Below are 15,433 nucleotides of genomic sequence, written 5' to 3'. Positions count from 1 at the left end.
ATGAATAATCAAAAAGGTTTTTTATTGCCGTTGCTTCTTGCTGGTCTGATTGGTGCAAGTGCTGTAGCTATGTATGAACAACGTATTTTTGATCGAAAAGAAAATGACGAACGAGCGTTGTTTATAGCAAAAAATATCACAAATACACTTAATTACGTTCAAGAATATCAGTTGATCAAGTCTAAACAAGATCAAGAAAACGGTGTTGATTCAACACCAGAAGAACAATTCCCAAGTTCTTTAGAAGATCTTGCTGAATTAGGTACTGTACCAAATTGCGTTGAAAGCCCAACACCAGAACAGGCGGCAACAAATTGTGATGATGTAACGAAATCAGCATTTGGTGGGGACATGGTTTTAATTACAGATCCAGATAATGATAAAAGGAAGTTACTTAAAATTGATGTTACAGACTTTAATTTCGGTAATTCATTATCACAATCATCGGTTCGTACTATTAAGAATCTGAGTCCATCACAAAAAAGAGATTGGGCTTTAGTGAAGCGTGTGTCTTCGATGATTGTCCGTTCAGAAATAGTCATAGAGGCTGATAAAACGTGGCTTCAAGTACCTATTGATATAGCCAGTGGTTACACGCCATCATCATCTAATGGTTACTTAAAGTTAGATGGTACGGTCAAGTTGGAGGCTGATTGGGACACTGGTAATAAAACCCTTATTGCTGGTAATGGGAAAATTCAATTAACTGACGGTACAAAGCTAGGTAGTGACCGTCTAATTATGGCGGCTGGTGTTCGCTCTATTGATATTGGTCATACGAGTAGCATTGACGGCATCAATATTTCAGATAGGCAAAAATTAGATTTTTCATTGTGCAAAAAGATGGATGGTACAACGGCATCTAGCTCTAATCCATACACTGCAGAAGACATAAAGATTAGTGGTTTTATTTCGGCCATTTATCCACTTGTTAATGCAATGATGGACAAAAATGAAATGCCTAACAATGCGTTTGCCAACATAGCAACTTTTGGCTTAACGAGTGACATTAAATACACCTATAACCGCTATTGGATTCATTTTTATCTTATTAACTATGGTCGTGATGTTAATGGTCAAAATGGTTTTTGGGGTGATACAAATACAACAACTAACTACTCTCACGAAGCGTCACACGATAAAGCTCAACTAGGTGCAAGTGAAGTACCACTTGGTGCAAATATTAGTTACATAATTTCATGCCAGAGATCGTTAACAGATGACTAAAACACAGAGATTAAGCGTTCTAATTGCCATTGCTTTAAGCCCATTTAGTTATGCAGGAAATAACACATATGATGATGATATAGCTGCGGCTAAAGAAAAAGCTGATTTAGTCTGGGCTGCAAAACTTAAAGCTGAAAAACATTCGGAACAAAGCCTTAAAAAGTTTGTTGGTGTTCTTAATTCTGAAAACGCATTAAAAGAGTTACCTAAAACCACAAGCCAAGGTTATGAGAGTGAATGGAAACGCCAGTTATATTTGCAGCGAACGTTGAATGACAAACGAAATTTAGATCCTATTTCACGCCAATTTGGGCGCGATAGGTTTGGTAATATATATGATCAAAATACGCCACTAGCTGAGTCTAATAATACGGATTTTTATCGTAACAAGATCACTAGTTCAGGTGGCGTTTCCTATTACAACAATAACTTAGTTCCAATTACAGATGGTAAAGAAATTAAAAGACCTAATGGTGTTGATACTTGGATTTTGTATTCGGGGCAGGTTGCACCTTACCCTAAACCTAATGGGGATTGTGACTCTTATGGAAGTGCTGCAACGGGTAAATCTGGTCTTTTATATGTACGTTCACAAAGCGTAATTAACGTCATTAAAAATGGTGTAACTACAAGAATAAAAATGACCATATCAAGCTTTGATGGTCTTAAAGTCTTAGGCTCGTACATATCACCCCAAGTACAAGTAAAAGGTAGTCCGAATAAAGTTGGTGAATCTCAATATTTCATGCAAAACAGTGCGGCACATACGTTTAATCTAGGTGTTAGAGAGCTACCGGTTAAGGTTTGTATTGAAATATTAAATACACAATCAATGCCACATTCAATTCGGAACAATAATTTTGATTTGGATTCTAGTGAGCTTAAATACGCGGAACATTTATCAAATGACTGGTTACAAAAAGAAAAACAAGCCGGAAATCCCTATGCCGAAAAAGCAGCAAGTTCTTGGGTGGATCAATATAAGATTTGGACACGATCATTAATGACGAAATATTCAGACATGATGTGGCTAGGTATTTAATAATTATGAAAAAAACAATTTTAAGTATATCGGTTTTAGTGGCTTTTTCTTTATCAACGTTGGCACAAGCATCGAATGTGTCAGAAGATAAATTTAATAACTTTGAAACTAAAGCAAAAGAGTCAGCACAAAGGCTCTCTCAAGATGAAGATATTAAAAATCAGATAAGTGGAATGGCTATTCCATCAATCAATACTTACGACCTTAACGTTCCGAGGTTCGTTGATAAGAGTGATCCTACTATGTCACGTTGGGGTGTTGATACTAGAGTTAACACGGGTCAATTAGGGTATCTTTCAGTTGGATTTGAAGTGGAGTTTAATGTTCAAAATTCAAGTTCAAGGCCAATGACTATGGGGGGATTAATTGGTCGAGACACTGCCGCATCAACGATGGTGCGTTCACCTACGTCAGTAGCGTTTGATTTGATAGATGTTGATACCAATACGGTTGTTCTATCAAAGGTTGTCATGCTTGAAAAAAGCATTATTCCAAACCGTGATCGTGGCAATCGTAAAAGCTCAGTGTTCGAGTCTGCTGTTAGTGTAAATCTATTGGCTGGCGATAGCATGACTGGTTTGAAGAAATACCATGAGTATATTGTTAGACCTAAAATCACTTTAAATTCTATTGTGAAAAATGATGAATTAGGTGAGCAATTATCAGGAACTTTTGTTAATCAGGCTAAATTGACAGTGGTTGGGGGTTAAAATGACAATACTTAGAACGACACTTAATGCATTAATATTTTCTTCTATTGCTATCTCTGGTTATGCAAACGCTGTTTACTATCCAAATAAAAAAGATCACTCAGGGGTAATGAATACCTCCCCGACATATTCGGACAATATAATCATTCCAAGACAAGAGTATTTGACTGAAAATGGAACAATACCAACAATGCCGTCACTGCAATACGTAGCTGGTACAGCACAAGCAGAACGATTTATTGATAAGACCACAAGTGATATTGATGTTAAGCAATATACTCAAGATCGACTGTTATATCAGGTATATATTCCATTAGATAAGATGCAGGGGACACCTACGAATTTCTCTCTAACCTTAAAAGGTAATCAGAAATTTGCAAGGCAACTTATGATGAACTTTGCAAGTACGGCTTGGGATGATGGTAGTGGTCGTTACAATCAACAAAAATCAATGTTTGGTTATCGTTTTGATGGTCTAGATGTTTATGGTTCGTTAACAGATAAAAAAACACCACTCGATGACTCTGTATGGGATAAGTATGATAGAGATAAAGAGTTTATTAATTCCCAACTTGGCTTTCAACCCAGAATGGTTAATTTTGTTAAAAATGACAACGGTATACCTCAAGAAGATGTAATGTATAACAGTGCAGATCATGCTTTGGTTCGACTTCGACCTACGATTCACGCATTTATGCCAGGGGGATCAAGCAGCAGTAGTAATGAACAGGGTAACTACGGCTCAAGTACAGCCCCTTATTTTTCGGTGTCTGCTAATCAGCGCGAACAAATTAATGCGCCCATTCTATTTTCTGGCCGATTCCTATTAAAAAATAAACCTAATAGAAAAGGTCATGATGTGAGTGAATTAGGCTTTACAAACAAAACTCCGAAATATTTGAGGATTTTATTCTATATACGAGGTGGCGTTAGATATTGGAATCCTAATACATCTATATCTTTAAAAAATTCACATAATATAAAAATGAACAGAAATATTGCTCAAGAATGCGCGATTATTGATAAGGATAATCCAACAATTGAGCAATACATACCTGAACATATGCGCGATTCAAGTATGTTCGATAACAGGTACAATTTTATGTCTATTTTATCTCTAAGTAAAAAGAGCAGTGATAAGTTAACTCGCTGGTCGGCTTGCGAATCTAAGCGAACAGAAGTTTACCCTTTAACTTATGAAATATTTGTAAACTAAATAAGTTAGCTAAAGCCATTCTATTAAGGATGGCTTTTATTGTTTTTGCAAACTACAAAATCAACACTCCCTAGCTCAATTCACTTCTTTTAATTGTCCAATTTACCGTTTACCAACTAATTCCAGCCTTAAATTAAAACCGCTTTAACCTTACCGCATCAAATAACAATGAGAGTAACAAATGAAGATGAAAACGGCTGTATTAGCCTTACTTCTTGTTTGTAGTTCTACCTCAGCCTTAGCTGCTCATGATCGTGGTTCTCTGCGTCCAAATAGTCAGCGTGAGCGTATTGGATTGCAAACGGTATCAACTCAACTGGCAAAGATAAATGAATTAGCAACGGCCTCTCAAGCCTCCGCTAATACTCGCGCTAAAGCGCAGTTTAACTATGCCAAATTTCAAAACGAAATTCTAAAACTTCAAAAGCAAGTTGATGATTTCTTGTATCGACCTTTGCAGCCTGTGCCTGTCTCTGTTTTAGACAACGGCGGTTCACAATTTCAAGGATAGGTACTTATGAGTAAAGCAATAGACGCTTGGAATGCAACGGTTCAGGGGGCGGCACAATCAAGCTCTCTATCAATTATTTTATCCAGCATCTTTGTGATTATTTATCTAATCATAGGCGCAATGATGTTCACCGCTTGTTACAAGTCTTGGTCGAAAAACAGACTTGATTCAGATGAAGCAATAGAACTAATAGCACGTTGGCTTTGCTTGATGATTTTTTCCTTTTATTACCTTACATAAAAAACATTTTCAGTTGGAATCAGAAATGAAAAATTTAAAAAAACCACTAAACGTATTTAAGAAAACAAAAGTGCGTACAGCAACATTACTTCTATCCACTATTTGTTCTGTCCAAGCTCATGCTGCTGGTGGTTCACTTCCAAGTGCAGATGTGCCAGGGGGAGCTTCATCAGATTACATAGCAACGGGTAAGAACATTGTATTTGGTGTTGCCGGTGTAGTTATCGCAGCAATCGTACTTGCCGCATTCGTTGTTGTATCTCAAAACACTATCGCTGCATACAACAACTGGCGTAATGGTAAGTCAACATTCTTTGATCTTGGTTTGAACGTTGCTGTAGCCATTATCCTAATTATTGCTGTTATTTGGATCATGGGCACAGCTAAAGATTCATTTGGCCTTTCGTTCTAATAACTATTATGCAAACACAAAGAGAGAATACTCAACAAACCAAACTTGATGATCTAGATGAGGCAGCAATTATTCTGCTTGGTTTAACGTCCTCAGAGTTGGGCATGGTGTTTGGTGGTTCGATCATGTGTTTTGCTTTGATTTGCTTGATCATCCTTGGGTTGATGGGTCTACCTATCGGTATTGCCATTGGACTAATCCAAGGATGGTTACTCAGCAAAAAGATAGGGCGAATGAAACAAGGTCGTCCATCTTATTTGCTGGTAGGTGAGTTAACTAAAAAATGGCAACTTCAAGGACTTTCTATTTTTGGTTTATTCAAAATCAAAATACCAAGTGGGTTTATTGATGATACATCTTGGGACACTCAATCGCATATTCATGGCACTCAACTTGATCTAATTAAAAGAAAATCTAATGACGAAGACGAAATCTAATAGCGCGAAAGATCAAACCGCGCCACCACTAAAAAATAATATTTCTAAACGTTCATTACCAAAAAAAATGATGCGTTTTAGTGATGAAACACGCGATCACATTAAAACCTTACGTGTTGTTGGTTTTGGTTTGGCTGGTTTGTTTTGTGTAACTATTTACGGCTTATATCGTATACCTGACACTATATTACTCTATCAAACGCCTAACTTGGAAAGCGGTTCGACTCGTACCATTGGTGATGTACCTGCGTATTCTGTTTACGGTTTTGGCCTATATGTAATGCAGCAAATATTCAACACAAATGATATTAGCAATGGTCTTCAAAAAAACATCATTGCTTATCGAAACTATTTAACACCTGAGTTCGCTCAAGAGTTAGAAACAATGATCAAACTTGAGCTTAAAAAATCTATTGCGACTCGTGGTGTTAGCCAAGAAGTTCGTGAAATGGCAGGTGCACGTTTTGATGATAAGAAAGTCTTTAAGTTAAGTGCCTCTAAGTGGGTTGTTTATTTAGATCTGCAATTTGTAAACCGTGTTAATGGGCAAAAAACAAAAGACATTTTAGCTCGTTACCCAATCGTAGTTGAGAAAGCAGATTTCGATCCAGTGAATAACCCAACTGGTTTACGTATTACCGGTTTCTATGGTGAACCGACTCGTATAGGTTTAGACGGTTAATTATGAATAACAAAAAAAAGATCGCTCTTTTAATATCAGGATTACTTGCTACTGCATGTAGTCTTTCTGCTAATGCAACTGAGGTTATGAAATGGGATGGTGCACCATTACAGATCAACCTTAAAAATGAACAACAACGTTTAGTACGTATGCCCGATAACGCCATGTTTCGCGTACCAGTGGAACTAAAGGGTAAGTTGTTAGTAGATAGTGCTGCTGGTGTCCTTTACATACAATCTAACGAAACACTAAAGAACATACCTGTTGAAGCAAAACTCGCAACAACTGGCGAGATCATTAAATTCACTGTTAATTCATCACCAACGGCAAAAGGTACGGATGATGAAATACGAGTGGTAATGCCGTGGGAAAATGACAACGCTAGTAAAGTAGCAATGCAATCATCAATGCCTGTTGGTGTACTTCCTGAGGAGCAAAGCTCAAATGCTGCGTTCAGCGATGGTGGGGCTGCTGCGGCTGTTATACCTAACGAGGCCGTATCACCGAATGAGTTAATACGTTATGCAGCTATGCGTAATTTCATGCCTAGCCGCCTTTGGACAAATAACTCTCAGATTCAGCAATTGCCAGCACTAAAGCTCAATCTAGATCAATTGTTCTACGGACGATCTACTAACGTGTTCCATTCGCGCATTGAATCAGCGTATAAGGCTGGCGATATGAACTTGTACGTTATCACTTTACGTAATCGTATGCCGTTTCCTGTTGACGTTCGCTTTGACGACATAGCGATTGATTTTAGCTACGCCTCAGTACCAGAACCGTACTACGCATTAGGTGCAAAATCGTCGCAAAACAATTTTAGTTATTTATATCTGATCACGAAGCACGACATAAAGACGTTAATTAAAAACGTTGATCCGTCAGTAGGGTAATTCAATGAAATTAAGTCCTTTAACTGTAGCTATAGGTGCTGCACTTGTTGTAACTGCTGTGATAGCCGTAATGCCTAGCGGTGAATCATCAAAAAACGTGACTGTTCAAGCTGCCGCACCAGATCTGCCAACAAAAAAAGCTGGCGGCCTTGAAACAACATCAGAAGAACAAGTGGCGACTCTTGTTGCTATTTCTAAAGCTCAGAATGAAAAACTAGCTAATTTGGAAGATGCAAACCGTCAGTTAACGTCTGAACTGGATAATGTTAAGCGTGGTGGGAATAACAAGACTAATACTGACGATATAGTTAATTCTGTTTTAAACAAAATTAATGCGACAGGTGCATTAGATGTTGATGATGCTGTTAATAATAAGTTACTCGATATGGAAAACCAACTGCGTGACTTTACGAATCGCACTCATGTCGAACAACCTAGTTATATTGATGATTACGGAGTAGATACATCAAGTAATCTTGGAAACGGCAACATTAACGCTGGCACTGTGGCTGGTAACGCCGATAACGGGTATCAACTAACAGAAAGTCAGTCTTTAAATGGATGGACTCTACCGAGTGATGCAGAGCTAAAAGCTGAAAACAACAACAAAGAACCCACTGCAGTTTTTGCTTTAGATAAAAAAGATGTATTCAAACGAAATACAGGTAATCGTCTTTACCAACCAAAAGTGATTGAAAAGACTGAGGACGGTAAAGAGATTGATCATGTAACTAAGTTTGGCACGATCCCTCAAGACTCTACTTTAATGGGCGCGGTAACTATGACCGCATTGTTAGGTCGAGTGCCGGTTAAAGGCAAGTTAATTGATCCGTTTGAGTTCAAGGTATTGGTAGGCGCAGATAATCTAGCGAGTAACGGTATTTACATTCCTAACTTGAAGTCGATGGTGTTATCTGGCGTAGCTAAAGGGAACTACACTGGCCAATGTGTTTCTGGTGACATTGTGAGTGGTACATACACATTTAACGATGGTCGTGTGCAGTCATTTAATGCGAGCAATTTAGATCAAGAGGGGGGAAACAACAGCACCTCTTATGAAGCTGCCGGTCAAGTATCACAAGACCGTGTGGGTTGGATTTCAACTGATAACGGTATTCCATGTATTAGTGGTAAATACATTTCTGACGCTGCAAGTTTCATTTCTCTACAGGGTGGCTTGGCTGCTATAGGCGGTGTGGCGAGTGGTTTTGCTGCTGCTGCTCAAGAAGTAACGGGTACAGGCGATAATCGCAACGCTGTTATAACCGATCCGACTAAATACGCTTTAGGGACTGGCGGTGATGCTGCTGTTAAATCTATGAATGCATGGATTGAAGATATACGCCAAACAGCATTTGCAATGGTCTATGTTAAGCCAAATGTGAAAATTAGCATTCACATTACAAAGCAAATACCTATTGATTACCATTCACAAGCTCGAAAAGTATCTTACGTAAAGGATTGGAATACCCATGCAAACAAAACACTTGATTAGTAGCGTTATTATCGCAACAACATTAGCAATGTCTGGTTGTACAGCCGCTCCAAAAGACCTTTTTCCAACTGATAATATGACTATGCAAGAGATATACGATAATCACTCTGCTGGTGGTCAAGACGGTGAAGTAGGGAAGTTATGGGATGGTGGCCGTCATTTCGTAAATAAACGTGTAGCAACACCAACCGAGCGTAATATCACACCATATATTAACCACGGTACACCAAAGCCTGAGTTTCGTATGTTGCAGAATCCAACAATGTACCTATTCGTAAATACTCACATGAGTACGCGAGATAACATTGTTGTTCCAGCATATGTCACTGAGTTTAAGTTGTTGGAACGTGATGAATACGCGCTCCCAGGCGAAGTTAATTTATCTAATTGGAAATAACAAATGCTAAAAAAAATAATGAGTGCGTTAACAGTAGGTGGGGCTAATAAAACCCCTGTTGAAAGCGCACCTGATCAGGAAAAAACTAATATCCAACCAGAAAGAAAGCCTGTCACGAAAAAAGACGTACAAGGTATCTATGATCGTGACCTACCATCTTTTGTTGATTTGCTGCCTTACGCTGGTTACGACAATACGACCAAGACGTTTATCCTAGAAGATATGTTCTCACGCGCTAAGGTTTACACTATTGAACCTGTCGCTACTGAGGGGCGTGATACTGAATCGCTAATTCGTTATCGTGACAAACTGACTGAATTTTTAGAGCAGTCGTTTCATCAGTATGCGAGGCATGAGGGACAATGGATTATTCAGCAGTTTAGTTATGATGATCCAAACATAGACCGTATAGCTGATGAAATGGAGTCCTACGCTGCACCACACGCTCAAGGAACAGAATTTACAAAACACTATATAGATATGCAGCGTAAACACTTGCAAGGTATTGCCAATAATCAAGATGGTATTTTTATAGATAATGCGGTAACAAAATCCGCTTTTGTTGGTGGTTATCGCCAAACTAAACTGATCATTTACAGGCGTTGTACGCAAAGTAATGCAAACGATGTGGATTTTTGCCCTGCAGAAGAAATTAATGAAGTCATGGATACCGCGATTCAAACTTTAGAGTCGGGTGGCTTCCGTGTGATGGAAGATACACCAAAGACATTCTTCTCATGGTTGTTGGATTTGTTTAATCCAGATCCAGAAATGGGGAAGAAAAACTTTCATCGTATTTATGATGACATTTTAGCGCGTGAAGCTGACGGGGAGTTACCAATTGGTGATGCTCTTTGCAACTCTCTGGTAATGTCACCACCGCGTAGCGATAACAAGAATAATTGCTGGTGGTTTGATGATCAGCCAATGCGTTTTATGCGTATTGGTGGTTTACGTTCGATTCCTCGTATTGGCCAGTTAACCGGTGAGGTTGTCGATGGTGAGTTAGGTAGTGGGTCTGAAACGGTATCGTGTGGGTTAGATCGCTTACCTACAGGAGCTATTCTATCGTCCACTACTGTTATCTGTCCTCAAGTTGAGTTCGATGGAATTATTCAAACACAATCTGAGAAAAGTTACGGTGGTAGCACAAGCGCAAGCCGTAAAGGTGAAGCATTACAGCAAATAGCGCAAAGCGTTGGGCGTGGTGATCTGATTTGTCGTAACTTTAGTGGTTTGTATATCCGTGGTAAAAACTTAAAAGACCTAAAGAAACGCTGTATTTCAGCATATACAACGTTACATAACTGTGGTTTGAAACCGCTTACTGACCGCCATGATCCTTACTCGGTAAAAGCATTCTTGTTTGGCTTGCCAATGGCCTTTAATCCTGAATTTGATGCTAAATATATTTACCATAAGCCAATTTGGTGTCAGCACGTAGCAAACCTATCTTTTGCCTATGGTCGTGACCTTGGAACTAAAAATCCGTGCTATGTTTTTTTTAATCGGGGCGGTTCTCCATTATGCGTTGATCCGTTCAATAAAAATGACCGTGAAAATAATACATTTGGATTGGTTCTTGGTGCTCCAGGTTCAGGTAAATCAGCAACAAGTTGTTATTTGGCAACGTCTATAATGGCGATCTATCGTCCAAGAATGTTTATATTTGATCCAGGTAATTCATTTGGTCTTCTTGGTGATTACTTTAGCCGTTACGGGCTGAAAACAGCCAAAATGTCCTATAGTGCAGATAAAGTAACTCCACTATGTTTGTTTGCAGATGCCTACAAGTTAGTTGAGATTGAAGATAGCAAAATCAACACAGTAGATGATTTCTCACACGAAATAGACAAGATAGAAGAAGATGCTATTACAGATAGCGCAATAGATCTTGATGATGAAACTGTAGAACGAGATATTTTGGGTGAGTTAGAGATTATTGCTCTAATGATGATCACTGGTGGTGAAGTTCGTGAATACGAATCGTATCGTCGTGCAGACCGTCAAATGCTACGTAGAAGCATTGTTGATGCTGCAAAGCGTTGCCATAATTCAGGGGTAATGGTTCGCCCACAACATATCCTAGAAGTGTTAGATGATATAGCCAATCAACGACATGGTGAGTACAACGAAGAACGTAGAAAGAAAGCTGCAGATATGGCTGGCGGCTTAGGCTTTTGGTGTGAACCAAATACATTTGAATGTAATGTATTTAACAGTGAGGGTGATGGCATACCTGACGTTGACGTTTGCATTATTGACCTTGCAACGTTTACACGCGAGGGCTATGAAGCGCATATGGCGATTGCCTTTATGGGTATTCTGCAATATGTAAATAACCTTGCTGAACGCGATCAGTATTTGGCTCGCATGATTGCCTTACTAATTGATGAAGCACACTTGGTAACTATTAACCCATTACTTGCACCATTCTTGATTAAGATGATCAAGATGTTCCGTAAACTTGGTGTTAGTCCTTGGCTGATTACTCAAAACATTACCGATTTTCCTGCTGAATCTGAAAAAATGCTGTCGATGATCGAGTGGTACATAGTAATGCTGGCAAGTAAGAAAGAGATTGAGCGAATAGCTAAGTTCAAAAATTTTTCAAGCGAAAAACAAATAATGATGGAGTCGTGCCGTAAAGAAGATAAGAAATATACTGAGGGTGTGATACTGAGTAACAAGATTGTCTCGTTATTTCGTGCCATACCGCCAAGTTGTATATTGGCACTGGCCATGACCGATAAAGAAGAAAAAGCAGAGCGTGGACAGTTGTGCCAAGAGCTTAAAGCCAAGGGTTTACCACATGAAATGATAGATGGTGCAATTTACAAAGGTGAGCTACTAGATAAAGCGCGAGGCATCATTAGTTAGTGATCAGAATAAGCCGGTCAGTGATAAATACTGGTCGGTTTCTTTGTATTTTGGTGCATCTAGGTATTCTTTTTCCAATAAATATCGCTCTGTTGTTTAGAGAGTTATTAAATGCAGCACCAAGTAACAGTTAAACTTTCAGCTATATCAACGTTATCGTTTTGTACCTCAGTGTTTCCCTTGTATTGGCAGTAACATTAATAATTTAACCACTTAGCACATCGCATTTTAGCGGCTTTGTTGCAATACTCTAAGTCCGTTGTCTTTTGATATGACTAGGCGACTCGGAAGCTATTTGGCATCCCAAGTTGAGTAAATCGATTTAGGATGCCACATCCAATTAACATTTCTTGTTGTTGATTGCTGAACTTTCTACTGTGTAACTTGGGACCTATTATCTTTTTGTAACGTTGCATTGCTGTTTCTGATACATTCCTTCGCCCATAGTGTTTAAACCTTTGCCATCGAGTGACACCCAGAGCAAAATAACTAATGAGATTAGTCATCCTTTTAGGATGATGGCTTTCATCAGCAAACGTATTATCTTTGGGGGGAATGACAATATCAGCAAGTGGAAAGTAAGCATCTAATGTTTCAAATACCGCGTCTGTATCATACATTTTATCAGCGCTAATATGCGTGAGAGGCTTAGTTATCTGAGTACAAAGGGCGTCAACAACTTGGTCATCCATAACATTTTTATGGGTCAATACTGCGCTTTGAATAAGGTGATTACTTGCTACCGCTAGATGCGCTTTGCGCCAACTTCGTTTAGCGTTAACCTTATGTTTTTCTTGATGCCATTCATCTCTACCAAATCGTTTCAATCCCGTAGAGTCAATGGCTATAGCAACAATATCATCGTCTGCTTTTTCATATTTTTTGAATTTTGGCGTTTTAAAACCTAATTGACTGAGACGCTTAGACAACAGCGTATAGTCTGGACATTGAAGTGTCTCTAACCTTAGCATTTCAAGAATATTTTCGATAAAACCTTGCGTTTGACGTAATGGAAATTTAAATACCATACGTAAGTAATAGCAAGCTTCAATGGTGCTATTAGGATATTTTACACTGGAGCCTGTACCGTCATGAGTTCGATAATCATCTTGCCAACAGGCAAGGATGTTATCTGATATCCAAATATCAATTCGCCCTCTATTTTTAAGCGCTTTGTTATAATCTGAATAATTACTTTGTTGATAAATATGCTTCTTAATATGATGTTGTTTAGTCAGATTGGCTTTGTAAGGCATGTGTTAATTATCAGTAAGGTAAGTATGAATCGAACAGTATATAAAAATGGAAATGAAATATCTAATTGATGATTATTTGAGCGTTGCAACAAAGCCATTTAAAGATGAAACATTGGTTAAACAACAGGGCTCTGAATTAAGCAGTAATAATAAAATTAGTATCAATGCAGGATCGAATGATAACGATGCTATTCATGGGGTGGGTAACCAAGTTAAGAGTAAAAATATTACTTTAACGGCGAATAAAGGCGGTATTATTCTTGAATCAGCACAGACAACAGAGCATAAGAATAATTGGGATGTAGCCATAAATGGTAATGCGGTTGTTGGTCAGTCATTTAAAAAAGATGGTCAAGGTAAAGTCGATCCTAATAGTGGTTCAGACACACATAATTTAAATGCTGGGTTAAGCGTGGGTATTGATAAACTGGATAAAAAAATCAACCAGAATGCTAAGATCGACGCAGATAATATTACTATTATAAGTCAAAAAGATACCCGTATTGCTGGCGGAGTACTCAATGGAGGTAAAATTAATGGCGATATTGGTGGTAATTTAAATATTGAAAGTCGTAATGATAGCGAGCATAAAGTTAGTGTTAATGTTGATACGGGTATTGGGCACACTAATACTAAATTACCAAGTATCACAACTAAATTATCTAAAGCTGGCACTGTACATTACTCTAAACCATTGAATGAAAAATTAAATAGTGTCGTCGAGTCTGGTGCTGGTCAGGTGACTGAAAAATATAATGCGTTTGCTCGTCGCCATGATAAATCACAAGATACCGCTGGCACCGTAAGTTTTAATAAGGCACAAGACAAAGTAACATTACCAGAAAAAATAATAGAAAAAGCACCGGAAAAAACCGCATTGTGGGATCGTGGTGCGCGTACCATTGGTAATGGTGTGAAAAGTGCTTTGGTTGAAGATAAAATAAAAGGCCATAGTGGGCATGCTGGTTTCAGTTTTGATGTTGTGAATAATAATCTAGTTACTGAACAATCAGTAATTCATGCTGAAAATGGGGTAGATCTTAACGTTAAAGGTGGCACTAATCTTACGGGAGCAAAAATAAGTACTAATAATGGTGGAGTATTGATAGGTGATTCTAAAGTCATCAATAAAGATATGCATGGATATAACCATAATTATGGGGCGAGTTTAGATGTTCCATTTACCGTTGGTGGTGTTTTAAATACGATTACTAAAGGTATTACCAAAGGTGAATCACCAATAACAGCGTCTGTTAATATGAATAAAACAATAGCAAGTGCTGGTGTAAATAATAAATAATAAATATGTTTGTGGTAATAGTAAGGATGCAATTAAGCAGTAAAGTCATTAGACTTTGCTGCTTTTTGGCTTTATTGAATAGCTACGATAACTCTTAATTGTTCCATTGCACCGAATTCGGTTATTTATAACCAGCCTTTTATTTTAATTAACTGTTGACACATGCTTTACAAACGGTTTTGTTACACGACTCAACTTAAGTGGTCTTTTGATAAGGTTAGTGGACTTGTTACAAATAAGCTGAATTTTTCTGCTATCCCTTTAGATAATTATTCGCATATGTTATTAGGTTGTACTAATAAAGTGAAAACAATTTGAGTGTTAATCCAATAATAAGTAAAGCTTGAAATATTACGATAAACCTTGATAGTTTATGATCATAACAATTACAAGATATCACCAATAAAAGTATAGGTAACAAAATAAAAGCTATTATAGAACCTAATGTTGGCTTCCCATAAGAAGGAGTCAATGGTGATAATACGCCAAGTGTAAAAATAAGCCATGCAATAATATTTATAATAACTGAGAACGTTTTTTGGTTCTGTCGCAAAGTTTTGGTGAAGTACAAACGTGCTGAATTCCAGACACAATTATGCAGCGAGTGAAGTGGTCAAGTAAAACTGTACACCTTTATAGGTGTTTAAATTAAGCGGCTGCTTCCATCACCACTGGCGGTAAATAGTTGTTATAACTATGGCCCCGCTTAGTGTTGTAATGCTGCAATATATA

At 38.1% G+C, this 15,433-nt stretch carries 15 protein-coding genes; 14 read left to right on the top strand and 1 reads right to left on the bottom strand.

The features are described from left to right. The 13 genes from CIK00_RS14830 to CIK00_RS14770 all read left to right on the top strand — a co-directional run bounded on the left by CIK00_RS14830 (position 1) and on the right by CIK00_RS14770 (position 12,145). The gene (locus tag CIK00_RS14830; protein WP_065208222.1) at positions 1-1,227 is read left to right on the top strand and encodes a hypothetical protein; all 1,227 of its coding nucleotides are present in this window, start codon (positions 1-3) and stop codon (positions 1,225-1,227) included. Beyond that, complete coding sequence (locus tag CIK00_RS14825; RefSeq protein ID WP_065208221.1) at positions 1,220-2,269, top strand: hypothetical protein; 1,050 nt, start codon at positions 1,220-1,222, stop codon at positions 2,267-2,269. Before CIK00_RS14830 ends, CIK00_RS14825 begins: the two co-directional genes overlap by 8 nt. Before the next feature lie 5 nt (positions 2,270-2,274). Then, positions 2,275-2,979: a hypothetical protein gene (locus tag CIK00_RS14820; protein ID WP_065208220.1), complete on the top strand. Its 705-nt coding sequence runs from the start codon at positions 2,275-2,277 to the stop codon at positions 2,977-2,979. A gap of 1 nt (position 2,980) precedes the next feature. Next, positions 2,981-4,195, top strand: a complete 1,215-nt coding sequence (locus CIK00_RS14815; protein WP_065208219.1) for a hypothetical protein — start codon at positions 2,981-2,983, stop codon at positions 4,193-4,195. Positions 4,196-4,376: 181 nt separating this feature from the next. Next, the gene (locus CIK00_RS14810) at positions 4,377-4,706 is read left to right on the top strand and encodes a hypothetical protein (protein WP_065208218.1); all 330 of its coding nucleotides are present in this window, start codon (positions 4,377-4,379) and stop codon (positions 4,704-4,706) included. Positions 4,707-4,712: 6 nt separating this feature from the next. Then, positions 4,713-4,946, top strand: coding sequence for a DUF3262 family protein (locus CIK00_RS14805; protein WP_065208217.1), 234 nt, complete (start codon positions 4,713-4,715; stop codon positions 4,944-4,946). A gap of 25 nt (positions 4,947-4,971) precedes the next feature. Then, on the top strand, positions 4,972-5,358 hold the full coding sequence (locus CIK00_RS14800; RefSeq protein ID WP_065208216.1) for a DUF2976 domain-containing protein: 387 nt from the start codon (positions 4,972-4,974) through the stop codon (positions 5,356-5,358). A gap of 8 nt (positions 5,359-5,366) precedes the next feature. Next, positions 5,367-5,795 (top strand): DUF3487 family protein, encoded by a 429-nt coding sequence (locus CIK00_RS14795; protein ID WP_065208215.1) that lies wholly within the window; start codon positions 5,367-5,369, stop codon positions 5,793-5,795. Continuing rightward, positions 5,776-6,477, top strand: coding sequence for a DUF2895 family protein (locus CIK00_RS14790; RefSeq protein ID WP_065208214.1), 702 nt, complete (start codon positions 5,776-5,778; stop codon positions 6,475-6,477). Before CIK00_RS14795 ends, CIK00_RS14790 begins: the two co-directional genes overlap by 20 nt. A gap of 2 nt (positions 6,478-6,479) precedes the next feature. Next, positions 6,480-7,373, top strand: coding sequence for a DUF3438 family protein (locus CIK00_RS14785; protein WP_065208213.1), 894 nt, complete (start codon positions 6,480-6,482; stop codon positions 7,371-7,373). Positions 7,374-7,377: 4 nt separating this feature from the next. Next, positions 7,378-8,868: a TIGR03752 family integrating conjugative element protein gene (locus CIK00_RS14780; RefSeq protein ID WP_065208212.1), complete on the top strand. Its 1,491-nt coding sequence runs from the start codon at positions 7,378-7,380 to the stop codon at positions 8,866-8,868. Next, entirely contained in the window at positions 8,846-9,265 is a 420-nt protein-coding gene (locus tag CIK00_RS14775; RefSeq protein WP_065208211.1) for a hypothetical protein, read from the top strand. The genes CIK00_RS14780 and CIK00_RS14775 overlap by 23 nt, the downstream gene beginning before the upstream one ends. A gap of 3 nt (positions 9,266-9,268) precedes the next feature. Beyond that, positions 9,269-12,145, top strand: coding sequence for a conjugative transfer ATPase (locus CIK00_RS14770; protein ID WP_065208210.1), 2,877 nt, complete (start codon positions 9,269-9,271; stop codon positions 12,143-12,145). Positions 12,146-12,420: 275 nt separating this feature from the next. Here CIK00_RS14770 and CIK00_RS14765 read toward each other — a convergent pair whose 3' ends face one another. Next, positions 12,421-13,401: an IS5 family transposase gene (locus tag CIK00_RS14765; protein ID WP_065208209.1), complete on the bottom strand. Its 981-nt coding sequence runs from the start codon at positions 13,399-13,401 to the stop codon at positions 12,421-12,423. A 46-nt stretch (positions 13,402-13,447) separates the two neighbouring features. Between CIK00_RS14765 and CIK00_RS14760 the strand changes: the two genes are divergently transcribed. Beyond that, entirely contained in the window at positions 13,448-14,701 is a 1,254-nt protein-coding gene (locus tag CIK00_RS14760) for a hemagglutinin repeat-containing protein (protein WP_065208208.1), read from the top strand. Positions 14,702-15,433 lie beyond the last annotated feature (732 nt).

It is taken from the genome of Photobacterium carnosum (assembly GCF_002849605.1).
In the GTDB taxonomy this organism is placed as follows: Bacteria; Pseudomonadota; Gammaproteobacteria; order Enterobacterales; family Vibrionaceae; genus Photobacterium; species Photobacterium carnosum.
The sequence above is the reverse complement of the archived record's forward strand: the minus strand, read 5'-3'. Positions and strand labels throughout refer to the sequence as shown.

Excerpts from the sequence above, each read along its gene's own strand:
- CIK00_RS14830 (WP_065208222.1), top strand. The coding sequence starts at position 1 with ATGAATAATCAAAAAGGTTTTTTATTGCCGTTGCTTCTTGCTGGTCTG.
- CIK00_RS14825 (WP_065208221.1), top strand. The coding sequence starts at position 1,220 with ATGACTAAAACACAGAGATTAAGCGTTCTAATTGCCATTGCTTTAAGC.
- CIK00_RS14820 (WP_065208220.1), top strand. The coding sequence starts at position 2,275 with ATGAAAAAAACAATTTTAAGTATATCGGTTTTAGTGGCTTTTTCTTTA.
- CIK00_RS14815 (WP_065208219.1), top strand. The coding sequence starts at position 2,981 with ATGACAATACTTAGAACGACACTTAATGCATTAATATTTTCTTCTATT.
- CIK00_RS14810 (WP_065208218.1), top strand. The coding sequence starts at position 4,377 with ATGAAGATGAAAACGGCTGTATTAGCCTTACTTCTTGTTTGTAGTTCT.
- CIK00_RS14805 (WP_065208217.1), top strand. The coding sequence starts at position 4,713 with ATGAGTAAAGCAATAGACGCTTGGAATGCAACGGTTCAGGGGGCGGCA.
- CIK00_RS14800 (WP_065208216.1), top strand. The coding sequence starts at position 4,972 with ATGAAAAATTTAAAAAAACCACTAAACGTATTTAAGAAAACAAAAGTG.
- CIK00_RS14795 (WP_065208215.1), top strand. The coding sequence starts at position 5,367 with ATGCAAACACAAAGAGAGAATACTCAACAAACCAAACTTGATGATCTA.
- CIK00_RS14790 (WP_065208214.1), top strand. The coding sequence starts at position 5,776 with ATGACGAAGACGAAATCTAATAGCGCGAAAGATCAAACCGCGCCACCA.
- CIK00_RS14785 (WP_065208213.1), top strand. The coding sequence starts at position 6,480 with ATGAATAACAAAAAAAAGATCGCTCTTTTAATATCAGGATTACTTGCT.
- CIK00_RS14780 (WP_065208212.1), top strand. The coding sequence starts at position 7,378 with ATGAAATTAAGTCCTTTAACTGTAGCTATAGGTGCTGCACTTGTTGTA.
- CIK00_RS14775 (WP_065208211.1), top strand. The coding sequence starts at position 8,846 with ATGCAAACAAAACACTTGATTAGTAGCGTTATTATCGCAACAACATTA.
- CIK00_RS14770 (WP_065208210.1), top strand. The coding sequence starts at position 9,269 with ATGCTAAAAAAAATAATGAGTGCGTTAACAGTAGGTGGGGCTAATAAA.
- CIK00_RS14765 (WP_065208209.1), bottom strand. The coding sequence starts at position 13,401 with ATGCCTTACAAAGCCAATCTGACTAAACAACATCATATTAAGAAGCAT.
- CIK00_RS14760 (WP_065208208.1), top strand. The coding sequence starts at position 13,448 with ATGGAAATGAAATATCTAATTGATGATTATTTGAGCGTTGCAACAAAG.